Genomic DNA, 26,653 nt, shown 5'->3' on the forward strand with positions numbered 1-26,653 from the left:
CGACATGGCAGCTTTTAATACTGAACGCGTACTTAGCGTGCGCCACTGGAACGATTCGCTTTTTTCCTTTACCACCACGCGCGACGCGGCCCTGCGATTCCACAACGGCCACTTTGTCATGATCGGCCTCGAGGTCGAGGGCAAGCCCCTGGTACGCGCCTATAGCATCGCCAGCGCCAACTACGAAGAAAACCTCGAATTCCTCAGCATCAAGGTCCAGGACGGCCCGTTGACCTCGCGCCTGCAGCACCTGAAAGAGGGTGACACCATCCTCGTCAGCCGCAAGCCCGTCGGTACCCTGATCGTCGATGACCTCAAGCCCGGCAAAAACCTGTTCCTGTTCGGTACCGGTACCGGCCTGGCGCCATTCATGAGCATCATCAAAGACCCCGACGTCTACGAGAAATTCGAAAAAATCGTGCTCGTGCACGGCGTGCGCTGGGCCAGCGAGCTGGCCTATGCCGACTTCATCGAAAAAGAACTCCCCAATAATGAGTTTTTTGGCGATATCGTTCGCAGCAAGCTCGTCTACTATCCCACCGTCACGCGCGAGCCGTTCCGTAATCAGGGCCGTATCACCCACCTGATCGAAAACGGCAAACTCTGCCAAGACGTCGGCCTGCCGCAAATCAACCCCGAAACCGACCGTGCCATGCTCTGCGGCAGCCCCCATATGCTGGCCGACATCAGCGGCATGCTGGATGCCCGCGGTTTCCAGGTATCGCCGGGCGTCGGCGAGCCGGGCGATTATGTCGTCGAACGGGCGTTCGTAGAGAAATAATCCGCGGAAACGTGGATTCTCGCTTGATAGGCCGATAGGCCTAGTTGCTGCGTTTGACCATGGCCAAGATGGTCTGCAGTAGTTCGTCTCGAGCTTGTTCTTCGGTAATTTCGCCAGCGGCGGCGGCATTCGATAATGCATCGGCCGCGCCGAGCATGGCCCACAAGCTCGCGGTTGAAACGCCTTGAGGCCCGGAGAACGGCGCCAGAATGGTCTGGCATTTCTCGATGAAAGCGTGTTGATACTGCCTTTTTATCGCGGTGAGTTCCGGTGATCCGTTCAGCGCGGCAAGTACGCCGGGGATCTCGCGGCCTTGCGTAAGCACGCATTCGACATAGCAGGATGTGATGACGCGCGCCTTGTCCTTTAACGTCGGCTTGCTAGCGGCGATGGCGGCGTCGATGATCGCGGTCTGCCGCACATCGAAGTCCTGATACAGTGCGGCCAACAGCCCATTGCGTGTGCCGAAATGGTCATACACGACAGGCTTGGCGACACCCGCTGCCTTGGCAAGCTGGCCTAGTGTCAGCGCATCTGTGCCCTCACCACCAATGAGCTTCCAGGCGACATCCAGAAGCTGTCGCGTTCTTTCCTGTCGCGGCAGACGGCGTCGCGGCGGCGTACCAGAGCTAGGGGCTATCAATATTCGTTTTCCTGCATTGCGTTACTGCGCCGACGCAAAAATCTTGCCGCCTATCGCATAGGCCGCATCGAGATGGGACGCCGGGAATCCGGAATCGGAGGCAAGCAGCAATTCGGATGTCGCCACGCGTGCGCCGCAGTAACCGAAGATCCCGTGATCGATCTGTGTTTTCATTGCACCAAAGTAGCCGTGTCGGGCATAGGTTCGCATATCAGCACCGCCAATGGCGATCAGATGCACCTGGAGGTGCTGCAGCTTTTTCATCACCTTACCATCCGGGTTTTCATCGTAGGCCCAGCCATTGGTAAATACCCGGTCGATCCATCCTTTTAACAAGCCGGGAAATGACCACCAGTAAATAGGATAGACCAGCACCAGCGCGTCCGCACGGTCGAGTCGGGTATGTTCGGCTGCGACATCGGGTAATGGCTCGGCTTTCTTGAGTTGCAGGGCTACATCGGTCGGTGTAAACCTGGGATCGAAACCTTCCGCAGCAAGATCCGCGATTTCGAATGAATGCTGTGTGTTGGATTCGCTGATCCCTTGTGCCACCTGGGCAGCGACGGCGTGGGTGAGGGACGCCGAATCGGGGTGACTAGTAACGATGAGTGCGTGCATGATCGGTGTGACTCTCGGATTGGATTGATAACCTACTTATCGTAGCCTACCTTTAGTAGGTTATTGTTTTCCAATCACGAATTCACTGTTCACGGCACGCCGCCCCACCGCCGGCGGCTTCATTTTCGAGGCCACCGGCTCCAAGCATTTACTCCGCCGTAATCCCGGCCTTTTTAATAATGTCGCCCCATTTCTTCGATTCGGCACTCTGGAATTCGGCTAGTTCTTTGGGTGTCGATGTGGCCGGGGCTGTACCAGTGGTTTGATAGAACTGCTTGGCCGCTTTGCGTTCGGTGGCGTTGACCAACAGATCGTGCAGTTTGGCGACGACGTCGTCGGGCGTGCCGGCAGGCACATACGCGGCGAACCAATAACCCATTTCGTAACCCGGCACGCCAGCTTCGGCGATGGTGGGCACGTCGGGGGCCAGGGGAGAGCGCTCGCTGCCGGTAAAGCCCAGTGCGCGTAGCTTGCCGGCCGAGACTTGCGGCAAGCCGGTGGCAGTGTCGGTGATCATCGTATCGATTTGCCCGCCGAGCAGGTCGGTGATGCCGAGCGGGTTGCTCTTGTAGGGCACGTGCAGCAGTTTGACGTTTGCCATTTGCTGCAGCAGTTCACCCGCGATGCGGCTGCTGGAGCTGCCGCTGCCAAAGCTCAGCTTACCCGGCGATTCTTTTGCGAGCGCCAGAAATTCCGATACGGTTTTGGCCGACGATTTTGGATTGACCACCATGATCTGGCCGCCTTTGCCCAACAGCGTGATCGGCGAAAAGTCCTTTACGGGATCGTAGGACAAGCTTTTGTACAAGTGCTCGTTTGCAGCGTGCGTCGTATTGGTCGTGATCAATACGGTGTAGCCATCCGGTGCGGCACGCGCGCCGGCCTGAGCGCCGATCATGGCGCTGGCGCCGGGCTTGTTCTCAATGACGACGGATTGATTGATTTGCTCGGCCACGCCCTGGCCGATCGCGCGGCCAAGTTGATCCGTCGCGCTGCCTGCGGCGAACGGAACAATAAACGTAATCGGCTTATTCGGAAAATCTTGTGCCGCCACCGTTAACGGCAATGCGGTGCATAGGGCGGCAAGCAAACGTAAAGGGGTCAAGCGCATTTGAGTCTCCTGTGTTGTTATAGAAAATGAAAATAGGTACTACGCAACTACGTGATGCATCCCAAGGGTGAGGCGAAAATATCACCTGGAACATCCGGCAAACGCGCCGCCAATTCCGCGCTGACATCCACCTGCAGATCCAGCAAGTGAAACGACAAACTCTTGCCGTGGGTATCCAGATTCAGCGCATCATTCACGCCGCCATCGAGGACGCCCTCCAGCACAAAATTCATCGCCTCCAAACTCGGAATCACATATCGTGTCACGCGCGTGGGGTGACGATAGCTGAACCATTGCGCGACGCGCGCTTCGGTGACTTGGCCGACCATCACCGCGTAACACTCGGGATCCCACGCAATCAAGCTGAGATTGGAAATATCCCCCTTGTCGCCCGAGCGACTGTGCGCCAGGCGATAGAGCGGGACAGAGACAGTGGGTGAGGGCGCGTGCATCGTCGTGGATGAGGACGCAGTTGCTTCCGATGCCGAATTCATGGTCGTCATTGCGCGGCCTCCATCAAACTCCAGCCGCTTTTCACCGCATCGCGCGGGATCGTGCACGACACCATATTCAAACGCGAGCGCAGCGACGTACGTACCCCGCCGCCGCCGGCGGGCCCACAGCAATAGAGCGCCGTGACCTCGCGCAGCAGCTGTTGTGCGATGTCGGCGTCGGCGTGTTCCGCGGCTAGCCGCAGACGTACGTCGCGGGCGTGGCCGGCGGATTTCGTATGCAGCAGGTTGCCGCGATCGTCACCCAGAATACTCGTCACCCCGATCAGATCCGTGCGTACCTTTAGCGCCGAGCCCAGGCGCCGTTGCACGATATCCGCCGCCAGGCGGGCGCGTGCCTCAGCCTGTACGCCTGCATAAGAAATCTCGGCCTCGGCCAACCAGCCGCCGCGATGGCACACATTGACCTTTAATTCGTCAGGCCGCGCGTGTCCGGTGATGCCCGTCACGGCTACGCGATCCGGTCCCAGTACCCGCACTGTTGCCTGGCTTAAATCCGCCACCACGTCTGGTGTCAAATAGCGCGCGGGATCGTGTACTTCGTATAACAGTTGTTCTTTGACCGTGCGCGCATCGACCGCGCCGCCCGTCCCATCCGGTTTGGTAATCACAAACCCGCCATCCGCATCGATCTCGGCAATGGGGTAGCCGGCCACATGCACATCGGGGACTTCTTTGAGGCCCGGCACGCAGAAATAGCCCCCCGTGACCTGCAGGCCGCATTCGAGCATATGCCCGGCCATTGTGGCGCGGCCCAGTCGCTGCCAATCGTCTAGTGCCCAACCGTAATGCGCCAAGGCAGGGCCAACCGTTAATGAGGGGTCCGCCACGCGTCCGGCCACCACGATCTGTGCGCCGGCGCGCAACGCCTCGGCAATCTCGTTCGCCCCCAGATAGACCGTGGCACTGACGACGTCCATCTCGTCAAACGTCGCGCCGATTCGTTCGCGCAATAACGCACGTTGCTCCGGCGTCGTCAACGCATCGCCATGCACCACGGCAATACGCGGAGCGGGCAACCCCTGTTCTCGCGCCAATGCCGCAATCGCCCGCGCGGCAGCCGGCGGATTGGCCGCGCCAAAATTGCTCACGATCCGGATATCGTGCCGCAAACAATCCGCCAACACCGGCGCGAGCAACTCCCGCAGCAGCGGCTCATAGCCACTTTCCGGATCGGCGTTGCGCGCCAGTTGGGCCAGGGCCAACGTCCGCTCGGCCAGCGTTTCGAAAATCAATGTCCCGCCGCCACGTGCGGCCAACGCCTGCACGACCGGCAGCGCGCCATCCGTGCGGTCGCCAGAAAAACCCGTGGCGCAGCCGATCAAAAAGGGGGAAGCCATTGTGTTTGTCTCTTTACTGAATCCACGGCGGGGACAGGCCATTGACCGACATATTCCACCCGCGTGTACTTGTCATAGTCCCCACTATAAGTACGCTTGCTTCATAAGTGAAATAGAAATATAAGATTGATTCATCCAAAGTTTCTATGAATCTATCTAGCCGCCAACTCCGTGCATTCGTGGCCCTGGCCGACGAAAAACACTTCACTCGTGCCGCCCAGCGCTGTCACCTGACGCAGCCCGCCTTCAGCGCATTGATTCGCGCGCTAGAGGAGTCCGCCGGCGTGCGCCTGTTCGACCGTAACACGCGCAATGTCGAGCTCACCGCCGAGGGCAGGGTGCTGGATGCCTCCGCGCGCCGCTTGCTAGGGGAGTTTGATCTGGTCGTCGAAGACCTGCGCGACCACGCCGCCCGTCGGCGCGGGCACGTTACCGTCGCGGCATTGCCATCATTGGCGGCCGGTTGGTTGCCGGGCCTATTGGCACAGTTTCACCAGGACTATCCCGGCATCACGCTGCAACTGCGCGATGCCTTGCTGGATCCCTGTCTAGACCTGGTGCAAAGCGGCGCGGCGGATTTCGCGGTCGCCGCGCAGCGTGCCGACATGTCGGACCTGGACAGCGAGTTCCTGCACGCGGACCGGTTTTTCCTGGTGTGTCGCAAAGATCATCCCCTGGCTACACGCGACCGGATACGGCTGCGCGACCTGGGACGCTGGCCCATGATCCAGCTCGCCCGCGGCAGCAGCGTGCGGCGCCATCTGGACGATGCCATGGGCGCGATCCCCGCCCAACCCTTACTCGAAGTCGAGCACCTCGCCACCGTCACTGGCCTGGTGTCCGCGGGTCTGGGTATCACCATCGTTCCCGCCATGACTCTGTTTCACTTTCGTCGCGGCGACCTTGTCATCAAACCCCTGGCGGGCAAGGCGCTCACCCGTCCGCTATACCTCGTCCGCCGCCAGGGCCGCACCCTGTCCACCGCCGCCCAAACCCTGTATGACCTGCTAAAGGAACATCGCGGACAGATTGGCGAGGCATAGTCCGGTAATAGAAGCGATCGCATCTATTACGTGAAATTTCGGTCTGATTTACCCAAAAAAGATGCAACTGCATCTTTTTTTTGCCGCTGGGCCGCCCCAAGGCAAAAGCCCCCTGGAGGGCAGCAAGCCGAAGGTGCCGCGTGGGGGCATTTTTTCTTACCCTCAACACAGCCAACCTTTCGCAAATACCTATAGCCAGATAAACTCTAATAGTCCAGTCTATCAAGATTGATTTTTCTTCAAGGATACGGCCCATGAGCAAGCAAATCATCCATACCGATGCGGCCCCGGCAGCGGTCGGCCCTTACTCGCAAGCAGTCTCTGCCACGGGCAGCAAGACCGTATTTCTCTCGGGCCAGATCGGCCTGGAGCCCAGCTCCGGCGAGCTCGTGTCGGAAAACTTCGAAGCCCAGGTTCGTCAGGCCTTTACCAATATGACCGCGGTCATCGAAGAGGCGGGCGGTACATTGAGCGACATCGTCAAACTGACCCTGTTCCTGACCGACCTGAACAAGTTCACCGCCGCCAACGCCATCATGGCCGAATTGATCCCGCAACCGTTTCCGGCGCGCTCCACCATCGGTGTGGCCAGCCTGCCCAAGGAAGCGCAGTTCGAGGTCGAAGCCATCCTGGTTCTGCCCTAACGCATTGGACGTACGCTTGAGTCAAGCGTCCTGATTGATTGCCTATGTCGTCGGCCACCGCCGCCGCCCGTCCTCGTGCCAATGCCTCGCCCGGCGCTAAACCCAGCGCCAAGCGGGGTGCCAAACCAGGCCCCAATGCAGGCCCGAATGCAGGCCCTACAGCAGGTCCTAAAGCAGGCACCGGACTGACAGACGTGCAGCGCAAGCTGCACAGTCTGGGATTGGCAACGCCCGGCGACTGTATTCTGCATTTACCGCTGCGCTACGAAGACGAGACGCGCATCGTGCCCATCGGCGCGTTGCGCCCCGGCGCGCCTGCCCAGGTCGAGGGCGAGATCCTGCGCAGCGAAGTCCTGTTTCGGCCCCGCCGTCAGCTCACCGCCGTCATCGCCGACGACACGGGTGAGCTGCAACTGCGCTGGCTGAATTTCTATCCTAGTCAACAAAAACAGCTCACCCCTGGGCGCCGTTTGCGAGCGCGCGGCGAGGTCAGGGGCGGCCTGTTTGGCCGCGAGATGGTTCACCCTCGCATGACCAGCGCCGATGCGGCGCTGCCCGAGGCGTTGACCCCCGTTTATCCCAGCACCGACGGGCTGTCTCAGCCGTCCCTGCGCAAGGCCATCGCCCAGGCGCTAAACGAGGCCGACCTGAGCGACACGTTGCCCCCTGTCGCACTGGCGCGTTACGACCTGATGTCGTTCGAACCCGCGATCCGGTTCCTGCACGCGCCACCACCAGGCGTTTCTGAACAAGACCTGATCGAACGCGGCCATCCCGCCTGGCATCGCATCAAGTTTGACGAACTGCTGGCCCAGCAGTTATCGCTGGCCGCCGCGCGCGCTGCCCGTCGCACGATCCGGGCGGTGCCATTGCCGCCTCAGCCAGACGGCGTATTGTCGGCTGCGCCAGTGATGGAAACTCCCGCGCCTATCACCATACGTAAATCGGCTGCCAAACAGGCCCCGACCGCCTCCGCCATTCCTCGCGATCTGGTCTCTCGCCTATACCAAACGCTGCCATTCAAGCTTACCGCCGCCCAGCAGCGCGTCGTCCGCGAAATCTCCGCCGATCTTGCGCAACCGTACCCCATGCATCGTCTCTTGCAAGGCGACGTGGGCAGTGGCAAAACCGTGGTCGCCGCTGTCGCTGCCGCGCAGGCCATCGCCTGTGGTGCGCAGGTGGCATTGATGGCGCCTACGGAAATCCTGGCTGAACAGCATTTCCATAAATTGGTCGCGTGGCTGCAGCCCCTGGGCGTGAACGTGGCTTGGCTGACAGGCAGTCAGTCCGCGAAAGCACGCCGTGCCGCCGCCGCGGGTGCGGCCGACGGCACGATACAGTTGCTGGTTGGCACTCAGGCCCTCATTCAAGATCACGTCGAATTTCAACGCCTGGGCCTTTCCATCGTCGACGAACAACATCGCTTCGGCGTCGGCCAACGCCTGGCCCTGACCCGCAAAGGCGAGACGCCGATAGGGGGCAAACTAAGCGACGCTAACGACCCCAATGTACCGAGCGACCTCGACGCACCGAACGACGTCAACGCCACCAAGGTAGCCAACGCGGCCAACGCAACTGGCGTAATCAAGGCAACCAAGGTAGCCAGCGTAGCCGAGGCAGCCGGTGCAACCAAGGTGGCCGGTGTACCCAACGCACCCAGCCCTTCATCCCCAACCATCCCGCATCAACTCAACATGAGCGCGACGCCGATTCCGCGTACGCTGGCCATGACGTTTTTCGCGGACCTCGATGTCTCCGTCATTGACGAACTCCCGCCGGGTCGCACGCCCGTTGTCACGAAGCTCGTCTCCGACAACCGTCGCGAAGAAGTCATCGCGCACATTGCCAATGCCGTGCGCGAAGGTCAGCAAGCCTATTGGGTCTGCCCTCTGGTCGAAGAAAGCGAAGCACTGCAATTGCAGACCGCCGTCGATACCTACGAGGCCATGTGCGTAGATTTACCCGATCTGCGAATCGGTCTTGTGCATGGCCGTCTTCCGCAGGCCGACAAGGCCGCCGTCATGCAGTCCTTTCGGGACGGCGAGATCGATCTGCTGGTCGCCACCACCGTGATCGAGGTTGGTGTCGACGTGCCCAAGGCCTCGCTCATGGTGATCGAGCACGCCGAGCGTTTTGGTCTCGCCCAACTGCACCAATTGCGCGGCCGAGTAGGGCGGGGCAGCACCGAATCCGTTTGCGTATTGCTGTATCAAACGCCCTTGTCGCAAATCGCGCGTCAGCGATTGCGCGCCATGTTTGAAACGTCCGACGGTTTCGAGATCGCGCGTCGCGATCTCGAGCAGCGCGGGCCCGGCGAATTTCTCGGCACGCGCCAATCCGGTATGGCGCTGCTGCGATTTGCCGATCTCGACAGTGATGTTGGTATTGCCGAACAAGCGCGCGACGCCGCCACGTGGTTGCGCGCCGAGCATCCGGGTGCCGTTGATGCCCACCTCACGCGTTGGATGCGTGGCCGCGAAGATTTTCTGCGTTCATGAAGATCCCTTTTAGCCGCCGCCCTAATAAGTCGGCCCACCGCAGGTACGATTCACTATGACTCTGACCGAACTCAAATACATCGTTGCCGTCGCGCGCGAACGGCATTTCGGCCGCGCGGCCGAGGCCTGCTTTGTCAGCCAGCCGACCTTGTCCGTTGCCATTCGCAAGCTGGAAGACGAACTCGGTGTCACGTTGTTTGAACGCGGTGGCGCAGAGGTGGGTGTGACGGCCATCGGCCAGCGCATCGTGACCCAGGCCCAAAAGGTCCTCGAAGAGAGCGCCAGCATCAAGGAAATCGCGCGCCAGGGCCACGACCCGCTGGCCGGCCCGCTACGCGTCGGGGTGATCCACACTATCGGCCCGTATCTGCTGCCCAAGCTCGTTCCCACGCAGATCGCGCGCACCCCGCAGATGCCGCTCTTGCTGCAGGAAAACTTCACCCTGCGTCTGGTCGAACTGCTGCGCCAGGGCGAAATCGACTGTGCGATCATGGCTTTGCCTCTGCCCGAAGCGGGCCTGGTGACGCAGCCTCTCTACGACGAATCCTTCATCGTGGCCGTGCCCCGCGATCACGAATGGGTCAATCGCGAGAGCGTCAGTTCCGAAGACCTGAAACAGCAAACCATGTTGCTGCTGGGGTCGGGGCATTGCTTTCGGGATCAAGTCCTCGAAGTCTGTCCCGAGCTCTCGCGCTTTTCCGCGGCGAGCGATGGCATCCAACGTACCTTCGAAGGGTCTTCGCTAGAGACCATCCGCCACATGGTCGCCGCCGGGATCGGCATCACCGTCCTGCCCGTCACCGCCATCCCGGAAAACCCACCGGCCAAATCCCTGCTGCGCTACTTGCCCTTTGAAGGCCGTCCTCCCGAACGCCGCGTCGTGCTCGCCTGGCGTCGCAGCTTCCCGCGCCTGGCCGCCATCGAGGCCCTGGCCGAGGCCGTTTACGCCTGCGAGTTGGCCAACGTCACCATGCTCGATCACGAGCCTGCAGTCATCTCCAAGTCACTCGATACCGTCTAATCTGGTGGTATCCTAGATACATCTCTTTCACCTACCAGGAGCGCTATATGGCAAAGTCGTCCAAGGCAGATAACACCGCCGGTACTCGTATCAATATTGGCATCTCCGACAAAGACCGTGGCGCGATCAGCGCCGAGCTGTCCAAGGTGTTGGCAGACTCGTACACCCTGTACCTGATGACGCACAATTTCCACTGGAACGTCACCGGCCCGCTGTTCAATACCCTGCATCTGATGTTCATGACGCAGTACACCGAGGAATGGAACGCGCTGGACGACATCGCCGAGCGTATTCGTGCACTGGGCGTTCACGCCCCCGGCACCTATCGCGAGTTCGCCAAGCTCTCGTCGATCTCCGAGCCGCAAAACGTACCGGACGCCCTGGAAATGGTGCGTCTGCTCGTCAAAGGCAACGAGGCCGTCTCCAAGACCGCCCGTGCCGCGTTCAGCATTGCCGACGACGCTAACGATCAGCCCACGGCCGACTTGTTGACCCAACGCATGGACATCCACGAAAAGAACGCCTGGATGCTGCGCAGCCTGCTCGAATAAGCAGACCTGCCCACGCATGCATTGCATTGCCTGGCGCGACACAGGCCTGGGTCTACACCCATTGTCCACCGTCCGCCAGCCCCGCCGGCTTCCCCTTGGGGTCTTTAAACGACCCCTGGCGAGGCCGGCGTCGTATTCATCTCTGCCGACACCCGAATGACTCCTTCCGCTACCCCGTCCGCCAACGTTCCCGCGTGCGTCCTGATTACCGGCGCGACAGGGGGCATCGGCGGTGCGCTGGCCATGGAATATGCTCGGGCCGGCACGCAGACGCTAATCTTGCAGGGCCGCAACCGCGCGCGTCTGGACGAGCTCGCCCAGGCCTGTGGCACGCTCGGCGTCCGTGTCGTCCTGCACGAGCTGGATGTCCGCGATCACGACGCCCTGCGGCAATGGCTGGCCGAGATGGGTGACACCGAAGCCCCCGATCTCGTCGTTGCCAACGCCGGCGTCAATATCAACATCGGCCCCCAGCAGCAGGGTGAAACCTGGGACGACATGCATCGTCTGTTCGACGTCAACATCAAAGCCGCGATGGCCACCTTGCATGCCAGCCTGCCTGCCATGCAGGCGCGGCGCGGCGGACAAATCGCGCTGGTCAGTTCCCTGGCCGCCTGGCGCGGCCTGCCCGAAACCCCCAGCTACAGTGCCAGCAAATCCGCCGTCAAAGTCTATGGCGAAGCCATGCGCGATCTGCTGGCGGGGCAGGGCATCAAGGTCAACGTCATCATGCCCGGCTACGTCGAATCGCAAATGTGCTTTGACATGCCTGGCCCCAAACCTTTTTTGTGGCCCGCGGACAAAGCCGCTCGCGTCATCCGGCAGGGCCTGGCCCGCAATCGCGCGCGCATCAGCTTTCCGTTTCCGCTGAACCTGGGATGTTTCTTGCTGTCCGTCCTGCACCCTGCGGTATCGGGCAAGATCCTGAAATGGCTGGGCTACGAGTAGGCGACTACGCCGCCGTCAACAACGTCTGCATGAGCGTCGGCGTCTCGATGACAGGCGTCGAATGCCGCGCATGCGCGGCTGTGCGCAATGCATTTAGCCGCGCGCGATTTTCCACCAGCTCCGCAATCGTCTGCACCCACAAATCGGGCTCGTTTTTCAGTAGCAAGCCGTCTTCGCCGTGCACGATCGCATTGGTATAGGCACTGGGCGTCGAATAAACTCCGATCGCCCCGCAACGCGTAATGTCGTAAATCTTGCTGTGCGATCGACCTTCATTAAAAGACGAGGGCAGCAATGGGGCCAAACCAATATGGCCATTAATCGTTTGGCAATGGCTGATATAGCTATGCCACGACATCGGATGTAAAACCCGCGTCCGGGGCAGATCGCGAAATTGCAGATTGACCGCGTGATTGCCGATCACTTCAAAATGTAGATCCGGGCACTGATACAGCAGTCTTTCGACGATCGGGTGCAGCCAGTCGAGCTCGGCCTGATGGGTTGCCGAGCCGTGATAAAACATCTGGACGGGACTTTGCACATCCAACGGGCGCAAGGGCAGCGGCGTATTATCCACGCCCAACGGCAGCGGCCGGGGCGGTATGACCTGCATCACCTTGAACTGATAGCGGTCTTGCAGTGTCTGCGTCGAAAACCAATACGCCGACGCCAACGCGCGAATATCCGGAATAAATGCACCGCAATATTTTTGCAGTTTCTTGATATAACTACGTGGTAATCCCGCCCAGTGTTTGGGATGCAGCAAATCATCATCCATAAAATACGCCACATAGCTCAGTTGGCTACGGTGCGTACGCAGGGCGGCGACCCATCGCGCATTCAAATAACGCACGATCACTACGCCCGTCCCGGGCGCCAGATCGCCAAAATGCGGCGTATCTTGATCCAGATCCTTATATGACACGGGGAGCCCCGTTTCTTCCAGACGAGAGCGGATGTAATAATCGGTAGACGGATTGTTATTTTGTTGCAGAACCAGCCAACGACTTACCGTATTCTGCGGCCAAATAGCTTGGCCGCGACTCGAAGGCTTGAAACGGTGAAGTATGCGAGACAGCGGCGCCATCATTCCCTGGGTGCAAAGATTTATACTGGTGTGTTGAATGGTACATTACCCGCCGAAATGTCGGGGAATGTTCATTTGCGGTACGGCACCCAAGCTTTTGCCTGACTATGTGATAGCTGATTGAAAGATGACAATACTCGTAACGGGCGGTGCCGGGTTTATTGGTGGCAATTTTGTCCTGGATTGGCTTGCCCAGTCGGACGAGGCCATTATCAATCTGGATAAACTGACCTACGCAGGCAACCGCCAGACCCTGGCGTCACTGCGGGATGATCCCCGGCATGTCTTTGTGCAGGGCGATATTGCCGACCGCGCTTGTATTGATCGCCTCTTGGTCGAGCACAGTCCCCGGGCCGTGGTGAACTTCGCAGCGGAATCCCATGTCGATCGTTCCATTGACGGACCGGCGCCTTTTATTCAGACCAACGTCGTCGGCGTATTCACGCTGCTCGAGGCCGTGCGGGCGTTTTATGGCACGCTCAGTGGTTCGCCGCGTGAGCAGTTCCGCTTTCTGCACGTCTCCACCGACGAGGTCTATGGTTCGTTGTCCCCATCCGATGCGCCGTTTGCGGAATCCCATCCGTATCAGCCCAACAGCCCTTATTCCGCCTCAAAAGCCGCGTCCGATCATTTGATCCGGGCCTGGCATCACACCTACGACCTGCCGGTACTGACGACCAACTGTTCCAACAACTACGGTCCCTATCATTTCCCGGAAAAACTCATCCCGCTGACGATCCTGAACGCACTCGCGGGCAAGGACCTGCCCGTCTATGGCGATGGTCAGCAAGTGCGCGATTGGCTCTACGTCAAAGACCACTGCCATGCACTGCGCCGTGTCCTGCAAGACGGCCGGGTGGGGCAGACCTATAACGTCGGCGGCAATAGCGAGCGCACCAACCTGCAAGTCGTCCATGCAATTTGCGCCTTGCTCGACGATATGCATCCGCGCGCGGACAGCCAGTCTTATGCGCGGCAGATCACGCACGTCCAGGATCGCCCGGGCCACGACCGGCGCTATGCCATCGACGCGGCCAAGATCGCGCGGGAATTAGGCTGGTCGCCCGCCGAGACCTTTGACTCAGGGTTGCGGCAGACCGTACGGTGGTACCTCGATCACGCCGACTGGGTGCAGGGCGTCGTCAGCGGGGACTACCGGCAGTGGGTCGCGCGGCAATACGGATCCGCAGGGGACGCTGCGTGAAAATACTGATCGCAGGAAAAAATGGCCAGGTCGGCCATGCGTTGCAACATCGTCTGGCCGGGATGGGCGAGATCATCGCCGTCGACCGCCAGCGTTGCGACCTGGCGCTGCCTGACGCCATCAAGGCCACGCTGGACGCCGAGCAGCCCGACATCATCATCAACGCCGCCGCCTACACCGCGGTGGATCGGGCCGAGCAAGAGCCCGATCTAGCCATGCAGATCAATGGTGTTGCCCCCGAGATCCTGGCCCAAGAGGCCCAGGCATCCGGCGCGCTGCTCGTGCACTATTCCACCGACTATGTCTTTAGCGGCGACAAGGCCGGCGCGTACCTCGAGTCCGACCCTGTTGCACCGCAATCCAGCTATGGCCGCAGCAAACTCGCGGGCGAGCAGGGCATCGCGCGTCATTTATCCCGGCACCTGATCCTGCGCACCAGCTGGGTCCACAGCGAACACGGCGGCAATTTCATCAAGACGATATTGCGCGCTGCACAACAGCGCGACGAATTAAACATCGTGGCCGATCAGGTCGGGGCGCCGACCAGCGCCGCCTTAATTGCTGACATCACGGCACAGTTGCTCATACGCTATCAGCAGCACAATCAACTAGGTGAAACACCACCGTCGGGTTTCCCGTATGGCTGCTATCATCTGGCCGCATCAGGCTACACATCCTGGTACGAGTACGCTCGTCTGCTGGTTCGACTGGCCGGCGACGCTGGAATAACACTAAAAGCGACACCGGAGACTGTCCTGCCGATTCCTACCGCCGCCTATCCATTGCCAGCCCGTCGGCCCGCCAATTCCCGCCTGGACACCGCAAAACTGCGGACAACATTTGGGTTGTCGCTGGCAACGTGGGAAGATGGCGTTCAGCAAACGGTTGCGCGGTTAGCGCGGTAATAACAAAACGCAAGGGAAACACCTGAATGACGAGGCGTAAGGGCATTATCTTGGCCGGTGGCTCAGGCACCCGGCTTTACCCCGCTACACTGGCTGTGTCTAAACAGCTGCTGCCTGTCTATGACAAGCCCATGATCTATTACCCGCTCAGTGTGCTTATGCTGGCGGGTATTCAGGATATCCTGGTTATCTCCACGCCCCAGGACATGCCGCGGTTTCAGCTACTGCTGGGCAACGGCAGCCAATGGGGCCTGAATCTGCAATACGCCATCCAGCCCAATCCCGAAGGGCTGGCCCAGGCCTTCTTGATCGGCGACGCCTTCCTCGACGGCGCACCGTCCGCGCTGGTGTTGGGTGACAACATCTTCTACGGTCACGACTTTTCCAAACTGCTGCACCAGACGGCCGAACAGCAAGCCGGGGCCACCATCTTTGCCTATCACGTACACGACCCGCAGCGTTATGGCGTCGTCGAGTTCGACAAGCAAGGCAAGGCCCTCAGCCTCGAAGAAAAGCCCTTGCGTCCGCGTTCCCACTACGCCATCACCGGGCTTTACTTCTACGACCACCAGGCCGTCGACATCGCCAAGACCATCAAGCCCTCGATCCGGGGCGAGCTGGAAATCACCGATCTCAATCGTGCCTACCTCGCGCAAAATGCGCTGGACGTCGTCATGATGGGGCGCGGCTATGCGTGGCTGGACACCGGCACGCACCAATCCATGCTCGAGGCCAGCCAGTTCATCGCCACCATCGAGGCCCGTCAGGGCCTGAAGGTCGCGTGTCCCGAAGAAATCGCCTATCGCCTGGGTTATATCAACGCCGAGCAATTGGTTCGACTCGCTGAACCTTTACGCAAAAATGGTTATGGTCAGTACTTGATGAATATCGTCACCGAAATCTGACCGATGAAATCCACCGCTACCGCGATTCCCGACGTACGCCTGTTCGAGCCGCAAGTGTTCGAAGACGCACGGGGATTCTTCTACGAAAGCTTCAACCAGCAATGCGTCGACGAGGCCCTCGGGCGGTCCGTGGCTTTCGTCCAGGACAACCACTCGCGCTCCGCGCGCGGCGTCGTGCGCGGCCTGCATTACCAGTTGGCCCCGCGCGCCCAGGGCAAACTCGTGCGCGTCCTCGCGGGCGAAATCTACGATGTGGCCGTCGATCTGCGTCGCGGCTCGGATACCTTCGGGCTGTGGGTAGGTGAAATCCTGTCCGAACAAAACCGTCGCCAACTCTGGATCCCCGAGGGTTTCGCCCACGGCTTCGTTGCCTTGTCCGAGACGGCAGACGTGCTCTACAAAACCACCGACTATTGGGACAAGAGCCTCGAGCGCTCCATCATCTGGAACGACCCCCAGCTGAACATCGACTGGCCCACGACCCCAGAGCTGATCCTGTCCGAAAAAGACCTTCAGGCCGGCCCCTTTGCCCGGGCCGATCTGTTTGACTGATCGTCGTCGCCCATGACGCTGCCCAGGTTAATCATCTGCTCTGCCGGTGTACGGAAAATCGCGACCCTGGCCGCCTTGCTGGATGATCATGAGCTCGTGCGTCAATCCGCCCAGCCCCAGCCGGGTGACAGCGTTGTTGCCTGGGGCCAGCGCCCCAGCGCACTGCGTGCCCAGCGATATGCCGAGCGCCATGGACTGGGCGTTCGTCACATCGAGGATGGCTTTCTTCGCTCCGTCGGCCTCGGTTACATGGATGCCCCCTTATCCATCGTCTATGACGACCAGGGGCTCTATCTGGATGCCAATCACCCCGCACGACTCGAGACCCTGGTCCGACAACCGCTAGACACCGCCCAACAGCAGCGGACCCACGCCCTGATCACCGCGTGGCGAGAAGGGCGGGTCTCCAAATACAACCACACCCGCGACGCCCATCCCGACCTGCCCGCCGGTTATATCCTGGTCGTCGACCAGACGTACGGCGACGCCTCGGTCACCGCCGGCGCCGCCGGGCCCGACGCCTTTACCCGCATGCTCGCCGCCGCACTCGACGAGCATCCCGATCGCACCATCGCCCTCAAAATCCATCCCGACGTCGTCTCGGGCCGCAAGCGCGGCTACTTCAACGTCGATCAGGTTCGCGCCACCCCCCGCGTCGTCCTGCTGGACCAGGACATGCATCCCGCCGGCCTGCTGGCCGATGCCCATGCCGTTTACACCGTGACCTCGCAGTTGGGTTTCGAGGCCCTGCTGTGGGGCAAACCCGTCCGCACCTTCGGCATGCCGTTCTACGCTGGCTGGGGCCTGACGCAGGACGACTTGCCCGCGCCCGCGCGACGCCAGCCAGTGCCGCTGCAGCAACTCGTCCACGCCGCCCTGATCGGCTATTGCCGCTACGCCGATCCCGAGACCGGCCAGCGCTGCGAAGTCGAAACCGTCCTGGCCTGGCTCGCCCTGCAGCGCCGGATGCGCCAGCGCTTTCCCGAACGCATCACCGCCGTGGGTTTCTCTGGGTGGAAACACGGCTACGTACGGGAATTCTTCGACGGCAGCCGCGTGCATTTTGCCTGGTTCGCCAAACGCGCCAGCCAGGACGACACCGTCGCCAGCTGGGGCCGCAAGAAAGACGCCGCCCTACAGCACCGTCCATCGGACAAGCCCGTCATCCGTGTCGAAGACGGCTTTCTGCGCTCCGTCGGCCTGGGCGCCGACCTGATTCGGCCCGTCTCCTGGGTACAAGACGACCTAGGTATTTATTACGACGCCACTCGGCCATCCCGGCTCGAACACCTGCTCGCGCACACCGATTTTCCGCCCGCCGTGCTGGCCCGTGCCGCCGCGTTACGACAGACCATCTGCGACGCCGGCATCACTAAATACAACCTGACGGGGCAGGTCGCCTGGACGCGTCCCGCCGAGGCCCAGCGGGTCTTGCTCGTCGTTGGCCAGGTCGAAACCGACGCCTCGATTCGCTACGGCGCCAGCACCATCCGGCGCAATATCGACCTGCTGCGTGCCGTGCGCCGGGCCTATCCCGACGAATACGTCCTGTACAAACCGCATCCCGACGTCCTGGCCGGGCTGCGCTCATCCGGCGAAGGCGAGGGCGAGGCACTGGCCGACTGCGATGAAATCATCGGCGACACCTCGTTAGAGCAGATCCTGCCCCTCGTCGACGAGGTCCATGTCCTGACCTCCCTGGCCGGTTTCGAGGCCCTGCTGCGCCACAAACCCGTCGTGACCTACGGCCAGCCGTTTTACGCCGGCTGGGGGTTGACTGACGACAGGGGGCTCACCCCCGATGTCCGGCGCCGGCGCAGCCGCACCCTCACGCTCGACGAACTGGTCGCCGGGACTCTGATGTTGTATCCGACCTACGTCAGTCGGGTCACCCATCGGTTCACCACCCCCGAGAGGGTGTTACAAGAACTGATCACCTGGCGTGAAATGCCTCGACAGAGCAGCCGTTGGCGACACGGTATCGCCAAATTATTTCGTGAGAAATGAGACACAATATTGCCGAACCCGCGCTTTGATGTGTATTTGTCACTTTACTGTAGATTTATGTTACATCAGTGATGTATCGTTGCAGTCCGCATGACATTAGTTCTTCAAAATGCCCGGCTAATATTCTTGTAGCGCAGTTTGCTTTTGTTTGCAGACTTGCCAGTGGCCTTCCTTCATACTCGCGTTTTCTCGTAGGTAGCTATGAAACCAATCCGTAAAGCCGTATTTCCTGTAGCGGGCCTGGGCACCCGTTTTTTGCCCGCCACCAAAGCGATGCCCAAAGAGATGCTGCCCGTCGTGGACAAGCCTCTTATTCAATACGCCGCTGAAGAGGCCGTCGCCGCAGGAATTACCGAGCTTATCTTCGTCACGGGCCGCAACAAGCGCTCGATCGAAGACCATTTCGACACGATGCCCGAGCTCGAGGCCGAACTGGAAGCCAAAAACAAACTGCAGCAGTTGCAAGCCATACGCAGCATCCTGCCCGCGCACGTCAACTGCGTCTATATCCGCCAATCGGCCCCGCTAGGCCTGGGCCACGCCGTGCTGTGCGCCGCTCCCGTCGTCGGCAACGAGCCGTTCGCCGTCCTACTGGCCGATGACCTGATCGACGCCGACATCCCCGTCACCCGCCAACTGGTACAGGTCGCTCACTCGTGCGAGGGCAGCGTCTTGGGTATCCAGAACGTCGAGCGTCACGAAACCAACAAGTACGGCATTATCGCCGGCACGCAGTTGGACGACGAAACGTGGCGTCTGACCTCCATGGTCGAAAAACCCGAACCCGCGCTGGCGCCGTCCACCCAGGCCGTAGTGGGGCGCTATGTGCTAGAGCCGGAGATTTTTGAATATCTGCGCCAAACCACCCCCGGCGCCGGCGGAGAAATCCAGCTGACCGACGGTATCGCCGCCATGCTGCGCGATCGTGCGGTGTTCGGTTATCAATATGAGGGTACGCGCTACGACTGCGGTAACAAGCAGGGCTTCTTCTCCGCCACGCTGGCGTTGGGCAAGAAGTACCACGGCTTTACCGAATAAGCGCCGCGGCATCTGATAACGAGCTCTAGCGGTCATTTTGATCCAACATCCTTTGACTGCTCCCTTCCCTGAAGGAAAGGGATTCCCACTTCACAGAACCGAGCCGTTGCGCATCAACACTCATGCACTCAGGTCTTACCGTTTCTCCATGGGCTAACACCGCCAGCCCGGCGGCTAATACGTTATGCGCTGCGTTGATGTCGCGATCGTGGTCTGTGCCGCATGCTGGACAGGACCACCGTCGCATACTCAGCGGCAGCTTAGGTAATACGTACCCACAAGTGTGGCAACGCTTGCTGGAGGGATACCAGCGATCCACGCGCACAAACTCACGCCCAACCCAACGCGCTTTGTACTCAAGCTGTCTCACGAACTCCGCCCACCCGGCATCACCGATGGATTTAGCAAGACGGCGGTTTTTCTGCATATTTGATACAGACAAGCTTTCCACGGCAATCACTTGGTTTTCGTGGATCAACCGGGCAGAAAGCTGGTGCAGGAAATCTCTGCGGGTGTCTGTGATCTTGGCATGCAGCTTGGCGACTTTTAGCCTCGCCTTGGCACGGCGAGCCGAGCCGCGTTGTTTCCTGGCCAGATGGCGTTGCAGCTTGGCCAACTTGGCTTCATGCTTACGAAAGACCTGCAGCGCATTGATTTTTTCTCCTGTTGAGAATGTCGCAAAATGAGACAACCCCAGATCAATGCCGACGCAGTCCGAGACGGGCGCCTGCTGCGCCACGACGTCATCGCACAGCAGGCTGACGAAGTATCGTCCTGCGGGGTCTTTGCTGACGGTGACTGTGGTGACCTTGGCCGCCTTGGGAATCTGACGGGACCAACGAATCGGGAGCGCCTCGCGCATCTTCGCCAATTTGAGCGACCGGCCATCCCAGCGAAAGGCACTGGCGGTGTATTCGGCCGATTGCGGGCCGTCTTTCCGTTTGAATCGCGCGTATCCGGAGCGTTTCGCGAAGAAATTAACAAACGCCGTTTGCAAATGGCGCAGCGCTTGTTGCAACGGAACACTACTGACCTCGTTCAACCAGATGTGGTCTGGCGTCTTTTTCAGCGCCGTCAGCGCAGCCGAGGTCGCGTGATACCCCAGACGTTCTTGCCGCTGGGCCCAAGCCGTCGAACGAAGACTAAGCATGTGGTTATAGACCACGCGTACGCACCCAAACGTGCGAGCCAGCGTGATCGCTTGCTCGGGCGTGGGATAGAACCGGAATCGGTAGGCACGTTTGGTTTGCATGGGCCAAAGACTATCCAAACCAAACCCAATGACTGGATATTTATCCAGTCATTGGGTCAAGTCAGACCAATCCTACAACCTGACGGCCGCGCTCCTTTCCTCCCCGGCATGAATGCCGAGGTTTCTCGGAGCAAATGATGAAGTTTGCAGTGGGTGCGATCTTCAAGAACGAAGACGCCTATGTATTGGAATGGCTGGCGTTCCACAAGATCGTCGGATTCAGTCATTTTCTGATTGCCGACAACGATAGTACAGACCTGACCCGTCAGATCCTGTCGATCTTGCAGCGACACGAGCCCATTACGCTGGTGGACTATCCGGACGAACCGGACGTCCGCCCGCAGTTGGGTGCCTACAATTTGCTCTCGCGCGAGTGCCCGGACGACATCGACGCCATCGCATTCATCGATGCCGATGAGTTCATCACGCCGATGGATGGTGCGAACTCGGTTGTCCCGAAACTGACCGAGCTGTTCTCGGATCCGGACGTGGGCGGGGTCGCGCTGAACTGGGCGTGCTTTGGCTCCGGCGGCGAGCGTTTTTGGGAAGACGGCTTGGTGATTGAGCGATTTTTACGCCGATCGCTGATCAAGTTTTCCGTTAATCAGCATTACAAGGCCGTGGTCAGGCCCACCAGCGTGGATCACTGGGCGACGCCGCACCATGCCGTGCTGACCCAGGGGCGTTACGTAGACGCAACGGGAACTGATCTGATTTTTCGTGATGGCCGGCAAGACAGCTTGAGCAAAGCCGTGATCTGGTCGAACATGCGTATTAATCATTATGTCGTGAAATCATTCGAAGAATTTGTGCTGCGCAAAAGCCCCAAGGGCAGTGCGACCAAAGCCGGGCGCATCAAGCATCGCAAATACTTTGAGTTGCACGATAAAAACAACGAACAGTGCGACGATATGTTGACTTTTGTACCCGCAGTTAAAGCCGAAGTAGCTCGTTTAGAGGCCCTGATCGCCCCTGAACTGGAAGCACGAGCGCCAGGATCGCCCTGGCGGCAGTGGTTGCATAGCCTGAAATCAGGCTTGCAACGGGGCTAATCGGGCATGTTTTTTGAAAATACCGTATTTACGCAGCAGACTCCCGATACCTGGTTGACGCCGTCCAGGCAGGGAGACGGCGCGTCGGCTGGCGGCGTGTACTTGATCCAGGGCAGGGCTGTTGGACATGATCGTGCCTATAGTGCCGTCCTGACGCTGAGCCTGGTGGATGGTCAAACGGCAAACGTGGATGTCCTGGTGACGCGGCGCGGACAGATACAAGAGATGGTCGATGTGCCCGTTGGTATTCGAGCTATCAGGGTCAAACCCGCATCCGACTCAACGACGCCAGGCGATGTCACCGTGTCATTGCGTCGGTTGTCTTGGCCGGAATATCGGTTTCGCCAGTTGCGGCGGATCGTGCCCGTCTTTTTTCGGCAAACACAGCAGCGCCGTGCCCGGGCAGGCCTGAAGCTGCACACCCTGTTTACGAATCTGAACCACGCGTATTCCGTGTCTTGCCGGTTCAGGGCGAACGCGTATATGCGTAGCTATGCCGATTGGCATGCCGAGTTTTATAGTGTGTCTCCTGAAGACCGCCATTTAATGCTGAAGCATTTGCGCCATTGGCAGCAGCCTCCCCATTTTCAGGTCGTCATCCTGGCGGGTGAGGGCGATGATGTGGCGGTGGATCCGTTCATTGACGAGACGCTGGACAACCAGATCTACCCGCATTTTTCAAGAATCCGCTTACCGTACGAGGGCTGGGTTCAGGCATTGGCTGACTTGTCTCAGGTGACCCCGCTAGGTTCGGCATCTGCAGGCGCCAAAGACACCAGGCTTGGTGCAGACTGGACGATCGTCCTGCGCCATGGCACACAGCTGTCCGAAGCGGCCCTATATTGGCTGGCGCACAGTACGACGGATGCCAGTCAACCTGCGGTCGTTTATGCAGACCACGATAGCATCGATGCTGACGGACGCTTGTCACAGCCCGCTTTCAAACCGGACTGGTCGCCCGAGTTACTACGTGCGACCAACTATATTGGCGACGCCTTTGCCTGGCGCACTCGACCGTTGGCCCCCATCTGGGATGTAGCACAGGCTGCAACTTACAGTACAGACGGTGCACTGCATAGTCTATTGCTGGCCCTGACAGCCGATACACCCCGAGTGGCGCATGCGCCCGCGCCACTGTGGCACGTAAACGAAGAATTAGTACAGGTTGATCGTAGTTCCAGCACCGAAACGCGCGATGTCGTTGCTGCCGATTTGCAGAGACGGGGTATTCATGCGTCGGTAGAGGCAACCGGCACAGGCCGTTGTCATGTGCGCTATGCCTTACCAGTGCCCCCACCGCTGGTCACCATCGTGATTCCTACGCGAGACGGCTTGGCTCATCTGCAGTGCTGCATCGATCGTCTTTTGCAAAAAACTTCGTATTCCGCGTACGAAATCATCGTCATGGACAATCAAAGCGTCCAACCTGAGACATTGGCGTATCTGCGGACGATTGAGGCCAGGCCGAATATTCGTATTTTGCCATTTGATGAGGCATTCAATTATTCCAAAATTAACAACCTTGCGGTTCAGCAGGCGCGAGGGGATTTGATTTGTTTGCTGAACAACGATACCGAGGTCATTTCACCCGAGTGGCTAGAGGAAATGGTCAGCTTGTTGATGCAGGAGGGTACCGGCGTCGTCGGCGCCAAGCTACTGTATGGTGACAACACTGTTCAGCATGGTGGGGATACGGTCGGTCCCGGAGGATGCGCAAACCATCTACACACCGGCATAGACAGAGACGATCCGGGCTACTGTGGGCGCGCCTTGGTGTCACAAGACTTGTCCGCAGTGACGGCCGCTTGTCTACTGACGCACAAGTCCCTGTATCAGTCCCTAGGCGGCTTGAACGAGATCCAACTGACTGTTGCTTTTAACGACGTAGATTTTTGTTTACGTGTACGAGATGTGGGACAGCGGGTAGTGTGGACTCCTCATGCGTTACTCTATCACCACGAATCGATCACTAGAGGAAAGGACACGAGTCCGGCACAGACTCTGCGCGCGCGGGCCGAGGTGGAGTATATGCGTACGAGCTGGGCTCATTTGATGCACCATGATCCATTCTATAACCCGAATCTCAACTATCAATATCCTGACTTTAGTTTGAGTGGCATGCCACACGTGATGTTGCCTTGGGGTAGAAAGTAGGCTGTGTTTGAGCGGAATCCCATTATTTGTTTAGCAGCTTGCAACATTCGCTAAGTTTATTCGCATGTTTTCATAGGTATACTGCGATGCAATATCGATCTACCAGAGTTTCGTCCCTATGACGCCACGCACTCCGTTTCAAATCACTCGTGCGGTTATTTTTGCACTGTTGTTGCGCGAAATGCGCACGCGCTTTGGTCAGCGACGGATGGGGGCATTTTGGATGTTGGCTGAGCCAGTTATTCAACTGATAATTATGGTCGTCGTGATGGGGGTCATTCGTGGTCGAGGGCCTACTCAAGGTATTCCATTTGCCATGTTTTTGTTGACGGGTATTGCGCCCTTTATCATGTTTAGAGGCGTTGCGACGCTGATTATGGAGGGGCTAGCCGCTAACCGAGGGCTATTTGCGTACAAGCAATTGACTCCGATGGATACTTTCGTGGCTAGAACGATAATGCAATGCTGTATTGCCAGCATTTCATACTTGTTTGTTTTAGCGGCGTTCGCATGGTATGGCTATGATGTAAGCATTCATAGACCGTTGGAGTGGCTCGGCTTATTGCTAGTAGGGATTGCTTTGGCTTTCGGCATGGGTATGGTGCTCGCTGTGATTGTAGATGCCATTCCTGAAGTACGCACTTTCGTCCGTTTCTTTTTTATGGTGCTTTATTTTTCGTCAGGTGCGATTTTTCCAGTGGCCAGTTTTCCCAGCTATGTGTTGCCATATATAGCTTGGAATCCATTTCTGCATATGATGGAGTTGATACGGGAGGCCGTATTTCCGTTTTACGTTGTCTTGGATTTAGTGTCTTTTCCCTATGTACTAATTTGCACGGCTGTCTTGCTAAGTGCCGGTCTGGGACTATTTAGAATCAGAAAATCGAAAATGTTGGCTATTAAAGGAATTACTTAGCTGATGTTTACCCTCGATAATATTACGAAATCGTATCTCACGACGAGTGGGCGAAGGTATATTTTCCGAAATCTGTCCATGGTGGTGCCACCGGATAAAAATATTGGACTGATCGGCAAAAACGGTGCGGGAAAATCTACATTAATGCGATTGCTATCGGGGGTAGATACCCCTGATTCAGGCGTGATTCGCACTGATAAAAGCATTTCCTGGCCTGTTGGCCAGTCAGGCGGATTTCAAGGGAGCTTAAGTGCACGAGACAATGTAAAGTTTGTTTGTCGTGTCTATGGCTTCGTCGGCGAGGAAATGACGCGTAGAGTGCGTTATGTTCAGGAGTTTGCAGAGATCGGCTCATGGTTTGATGAGCCTGTCCGTACGTATTCCTCTGGGATGCGTTCGCGTATAGCGTTTGGTCTGAGCATGGCCTTCGACTTTGATTATTATTTGATCGATGAAGTGATGGCCGCCGGAGATAACACTTTTAGAAGAAAATGCGAGGAGGTATTCCGTGAAAAACTGGGAAAATCAAAAATTTTCCTCACGACGCATAATATGAAAGAAGTTGAACGCCTCTGTGATACGGTGCTTCTGGTGGATAACGGGGAGCTAAAGGTTTATGAAGATGTCGCAGAGGGTGTCGCGATGTATCGAACAAAATAATGCGTGGAAATAAATAATGAGCCGGAATAACAAACGACGAAATAAACTTCTTCTGCTATTTATTGTTGTGGTTCCTATGGTCCTTGCAATAATTTACTATGCATTTTTTTCGGTTAATCGCTATGCCAGTACTGCGCAGGTCGTAGTGGTTGATTCAACTGGGGCGTCCAGTTTGACTCAACAAACGGCTGGAGCCGCGATATTAGCCTCTAGCGCCAAGCAGATATCGAGGCAAGAAACTATTTTCTTGTTGTCTTATTTGACTTCGCCGGATTTACTCGCAGTGCTGGAAGATAAGCTCAAATGGCATAAGCATTTCGCGGAGCAGTTATCTGATCCATTCTATTGGATCGCGGACGAGGTATCGCGCGAGGACTTGTTCGAATACTACCAGCGCTTAATAACAGTTCATGTAAATGAGTTGACGGGTCTTTTGACGATCGAAGTACAGGGTTTAACGCCTGAGTTTGCGCATTCAACTCTGACGGAAATGTTAGGGCAGAGTCAGAGATTCATTAATGATTTGTCGCGTCAACTAGCAACCGATCAAGTGAGTTTTGCAGAGGATGAGTTAGTCAAGGCGCGTAGTGACTACGAGGATAAACGGGCTGCATTAATTGATTTTCAAAGCAAGAATAGTATATTGGATGCTGAGGCGGCAGCTAAATCGCAGGCAGGAATCATTGCTACGCTCGAAGCTACATTGGCGACAGAGCAGGCCAATTTAAAAGTATTGCTGGCAACGCTTAATCCCAATTCTCCACAAGTACGCCAACAAAAGAACCGTGTAAACGCAATCGAAAAGCAACTGGGTTTTGAGAAAAAGGCACTAGTTTCGTCATCAGTAGACGGTCATCTCAATGTGGTCGCCGCTGATTTTCGAAAACTGACGGTCGACGCTGAGGTTGCCGAAGAAGCATATAAGCTTAGTGTGTCTGCTTTACAAAACGCAAAAATTGAGGCGAATAAAAACATACATAGTTTGATCACAGTGGTTCAACCGAATATGCCGGAAGATTACACTTATCCACAAAAAATTTATAATTTATTTACATTTCTGATTATTCTTATATTTATCTACGGTATTACTCGATTCATAATTGCCAGCATTGAGGATCATCGTGACTAGTCATGTCTTTTCTTTCAGATATCCCTCTCGGCTTTCTGTCGCGCTGGCGGTATTAGTAATGCTTTCTGGTTGTGCCGGGGGA

General features: G+C 58.1%; 25 protein-coding genes. 18 read left to right on the forward strand and 7 right to left on the reverse strand.

The window, feature by feature from the left end; all coding sequences use genetic code 11:
- The first annotated feature begins 4 nt into the window (after window positions 1-4).
- Entirely contained in the window at window positions 5-781 is a 777-nt protein-coding gene (locus tag ACNAZS_RS22710) for a ferredoxin--NADP reductase (RefSeq protein ID WP_415792792.1), read from the forward strand.
- A gap of 40 nt (window positions 782-821) precedes the next feature.
- Here the strand turns inward: ACNAZS_RS22710 and ACNAZS_RS22715 are convergent, their stop codons facing one another.
- The 5 genes from ACNAZS_RS22715 to ACNAZS_RS22735 form a co-directional block, all read right to left on the reverse strand.
- Window positions 822-1,424: a TetR/AcrR family transcriptional regulator gene (locus ACNAZS_RS22715; RefSeq protein WP_415792793.1), complete on the reverse strand. Its 603-nt coding sequence runs from the start codon at window positions 1,422-1,424 to the stop codon at window positions 822-824.
- Between the two features lie 21 nt (window positions 1,425-1,445).
- A complete protein-coding gene (locus ACNAZS_RS22720; protein WP_415792794.1) occupies window positions 1,446-2,042 on the reverse strand; it encodes an NAD(P)H-dependent oxidoreductase in 597 nt (198 codons plus the stop codon).
- 148 nt (window positions 2,043-2,190) lie between these two features.
- Complete coding sequence (locus tag ACNAZS_RS22725; RefSeq protein WP_415792795.1) at window positions 2,191-3,153, reverse strand: Bug family tripartite tricarboxylate transporter substrate binding protein; 963 nt, start codon at window positions 3,151-3,153, stop codon at window positions 2,191-2,193.
- A 47-nt stretch (window positions 3,154-3,200) separates the two neighbouring features.
- Window positions 3,201-3,605 carry an AtuA-related protein gene (locus tag ACNAZS_RS22730; RefSeq protein WP_415792852.1) on the reverse strand — a complete coding sequence of 135 codons (405 nt, stop codon included), beginning with the start codon at window positions 3,603-3,605 and terminating at the stop codon, window positions 3,201-3,203.
- A gap of 47 nt (window positions 3,606-3,652) precedes the next feature.
- Window positions 3,653-5,005: an acyclic terpene utilization AtuA family protein gene (locus tag ACNAZS_RS22735; RefSeq protein WP_415792797.1), complete on the reverse strand. Its 1,353-nt coding sequence runs from the start codon at window positions 5,003-5,005 to the stop codon at window positions 3,653-3,655.
- A 146-nt stretch (window positions 5,006-5,151) separates the two neighbouring features.
- Between ACNAZS_RS22735 and ACNAZS_RS22740 the strand changes: the two genes are divergently transcribed.
- The 6 genes from ACNAZS_RS22740 to ACNAZS_RS22765 all read left to right on the forward strand — a co-directional run bounded on the left by ACNAZS_RS22740 (window position 5,152) and on the right by ACNAZS_RS22765 (window position 11,710).
- On the forward strand, window positions 5,152-6,048 hold the full coding sequence (locus ACNAZS_RS22740; RefSeq protein ID WP_415792798.1) for a LysR family transcriptional regulator: 897 nt from the start codon (window positions 5,152-5,154) through the stop codon (window positions 6,046-6,048).
- A 254-nt stretch (window positions 6,049-6,302) separates the two neighbouring features.
- Window positions 6,303-6,692, forward strand: a complete 390-nt coding sequence (locus tag ACNAZS_RS22745) for a Rid family detoxifying hydrolase (RefSeq protein WP_415792799.1) — start codon at window positions 6,303-6,305, stop codon at window positions 6,690-6,692.
- A gap of 44 nt (window positions 6,693-6,736) precedes the next feature.
- Window positions 6,737-9,190, forward strand: coding sequence for an ATP-dependent DNA helicase RecG (gene recG / locus ACNAZS_RS22750; RefSeq protein ID WP_415792800.1), 2,454 nt, complete (start codon window positions 6,737-6,739; stop codon window positions 9,188-9,190).
- 55 nt (window positions 9,191-9,245) lie between these two features.
- Window positions 9,246-10,211 (forward strand): LysR substrate-binding domain-containing protein, encoded by a 966-nt coding sequence (locus ACNAZS_RS22755; protein WP_415792801.1) that lies wholly within the window; start codon window positions 9,246-9,248, stop codon window positions 10,209-10,211.
- 47 nt (window positions 10,212-10,258) lie between these two features.
- The gene (locus ACNAZS_RS22760) at window positions 10,259-10,762 is read left to right on the forward strand and encodes a Dps family protein (RefSeq protein WP_415792802.1); all 504 of its coding nucleotides are present in this window, start codon (window positions 10,259-10,261) and stop codon (window positions 10,760-10,762) included.
- 156 nt (window positions 10,763-10,918) lie between these two features.
- Window positions 10,919-11,710: an SDR family NAD(P)-dependent oxidoreductase gene (locus ACNAZS_RS22765; protein WP_415792803.1), complete on the forward strand. Its 792-nt coding sequence runs from the start codon at window positions 10,919-10,921 to the stop codon at window positions 11,708-11,710.
- A gap of 4 nt (window positions 11,711-11,714) precedes the next feature.
- On the opposite strand, the gene ACNAZS_RS22770 is transcribed toward ACNAZS_RS22765, so the two are convergent.
- On the reverse strand, window positions 11,715-12,635 hold the full coding sequence (locus tag ACNAZS_RS22770) for a glycosyltransferase family protein (RefSeq protein WP_415792804.1): 921 nt from the start codon (window positions 12,633-12,635) through the stop codon (window positions 11,715-11,717).
- 289 nt (window positions 12,636-12,924) lie between these two features.
- Between ACNAZS_RS22770 and rfbB the strand changes: the two genes are divergently transcribed.
- The 6 genes from rfbB (at window position 12,925) to galU (ending at window position 19,408) form a co-directional block, all read left to right on the forward strand.
- On the forward strand, window positions 12,925-14,001 hold the full coding sequence (rfbB, locus tag ACNAZS_RS22775; RefSeq protein ID WP_415792805.1) for a dTDP-glucose 4,6-dehydratase: 1,077 nt from the start codon (window positions 12,925-12,927) through the stop codon (window positions 13,999-14,001).
- Window positions 13,998-14,906 (forward strand): dTDP-4-dehydrorhamnose reductase, encoded by a 909-nt coding sequence (rfbD, locus tag ACNAZS_RS22780; RefSeq protein WP_415792806.1) that lies wholly within the window; start codon window positions 13,998-14,000, stop codon window positions 14,904-14,906. The genes rfbB and rfbD overlap by 4 nt, the downstream gene beginning before the upstream one ends.
- Window positions 14,907-14,932: 26 nt before the next feature.
- Window positions 14,933-15,811: a glucose-1-phosphate thymidylyltransferase RfbA gene (gene rfbA / locus ACNAZS_RS22785; RefSeq protein ID WP_415792807.1), complete on the forward strand. Its 879-nt coding sequence runs from the start codon at window positions 14,933-14,935 to the stop codon at window positions 15,809-15,811.
- A 3-nt stretch (window positions 15,812-15,814) separates the two neighbouring features.
- Window positions 15,815-16,363 (forward strand): dTDP-4-dehydrorhamnose 3,5-epimerase, encoded by a 549-nt coding sequence (gene rfbC, locus ACNAZS_RS22790; RefSeq protein WP_415792808.1) that lies wholly within the window; start codon window positions 15,815-15,817, stop codon window positions 16,361-16,363.
- Between the two features lie 12 nt (window positions 16,364-16,375).
- Complete coding sequence (locus ACNAZS_RS22795) at window positions 16,376-18,370, forward strand: capsular polysaccharide biosynthesis protein (protein ID WP_415792809.1); 1,995 nt, start codon at window positions 16,376-16,378, stop codon at window positions 18,368-18,370.
- Between the two features lie 201 nt (window positions 18,371-18,571).
- Entirely contained in the window at window positions 18,572-19,408 is an 837-nt protein-coding gene (galU, locus tag ACNAZS_RS22800) for a UTP--glucose-1-phosphate uridylyltransferase GalU (RefSeq protein WP_415792810.1), read from the forward strand.
- A gap of 25 nt (window positions 19,409-19,433) precedes the next feature.
- Here the strand turns inward: galU and ACNAZS_RS22805 are convergent, their stop codons facing one another.
- Entirely contained in the window at window positions 19,434-20,660 is a 1,227-nt protein-coding gene (locus ACNAZS_RS22805; protein ID WP_415792811.1) for an RNA-guided endonuclease TnpB family protein, read from the reverse strand.
- A gap of 134 nt (window positions 20,661-20,794) precedes the next feature.
- Between ACNAZS_RS22805 and ACNAZS_RS22810 the strand changes: the two genes are divergently transcribed.
- The 5 genes from ACNAZS_RS22810 to ACNAZS_RS22830 all read left to right on the forward strand — a co-directional run bounded on the left by ACNAZS_RS22810 (window position 20,795) and on the right by ACNAZS_RS22830 (window position 26,571).
- Window positions 20,795-21,712 (forward strand): glycosyltransferase family 2 protein, encoded by a 918-nt coding sequence (locus tag ACNAZS_RS22810; RefSeq protein WP_415792812.1) that lies wholly within the window; start codon window positions 20,795-20,797, stop codon window positions 21,710-21,712.
- 6 nt (window positions 21,713-21,718) lie between these two features.
- Window positions 21,719-23,866 carry a glycosyltransferase family 2 protein gene (locus ACNAZS_RS22815; protein ID WP_415792813.1) on the forward strand — a complete coding sequence of 716 codons (2,148 nt, stop codon included), beginning with the start codon at window positions 21,719-21,721 and terminating at the stop codon, window positions 23,864-23,866.
- Window positions 23,867-23,984: 118 nt separating this feature from the next.
- Complete coding sequence (locus ACNAZS_RS22820) at window positions 23,985-24,782, forward strand: ABC transporter permease (protein ID WP_415792814.1); 798 nt, start codon at window positions 23,985-23,987, stop codon at window positions 24,780-24,782.
- A 3-nt stretch (window positions 24,783-24,785) separates the two neighbouring features.
- On the forward strand, window positions 24,786-25,442 hold the full coding sequence (locus ACNAZS_RS22825) for an ABC transporter ATP-binding protein (RefSeq protein ID WP_415792815.1): 657 nt from the start codon (window positions 24,786-24,788) through the stop codon (window positions 25,440-25,442).
- Between the two features lie 16 nt (window positions 25,443-25,458).
- A complete protein-coding gene (locus tag ACNAZS_RS22830) occupies window positions 25,459-26,571 on the forward strand; it encodes an ABC transporter permease (protein ID WP_415792817.1) in 1,113 nt (370 codons plus the stop codon).
- The last annotated feature ends 82 nt before the right edge of the window (window positions 26,572-26,653 follow it).

Source organism: Bordetella tumulicola (assembly GCF_965138755.1).
Taxonomy (GTDB): Bacteria; Pseudomonadota; Gammaproteobacteria; order Burkholderiales; family Burkholderiaceae_B; genus Bordetella_A; species Bordetella_A tumulicola.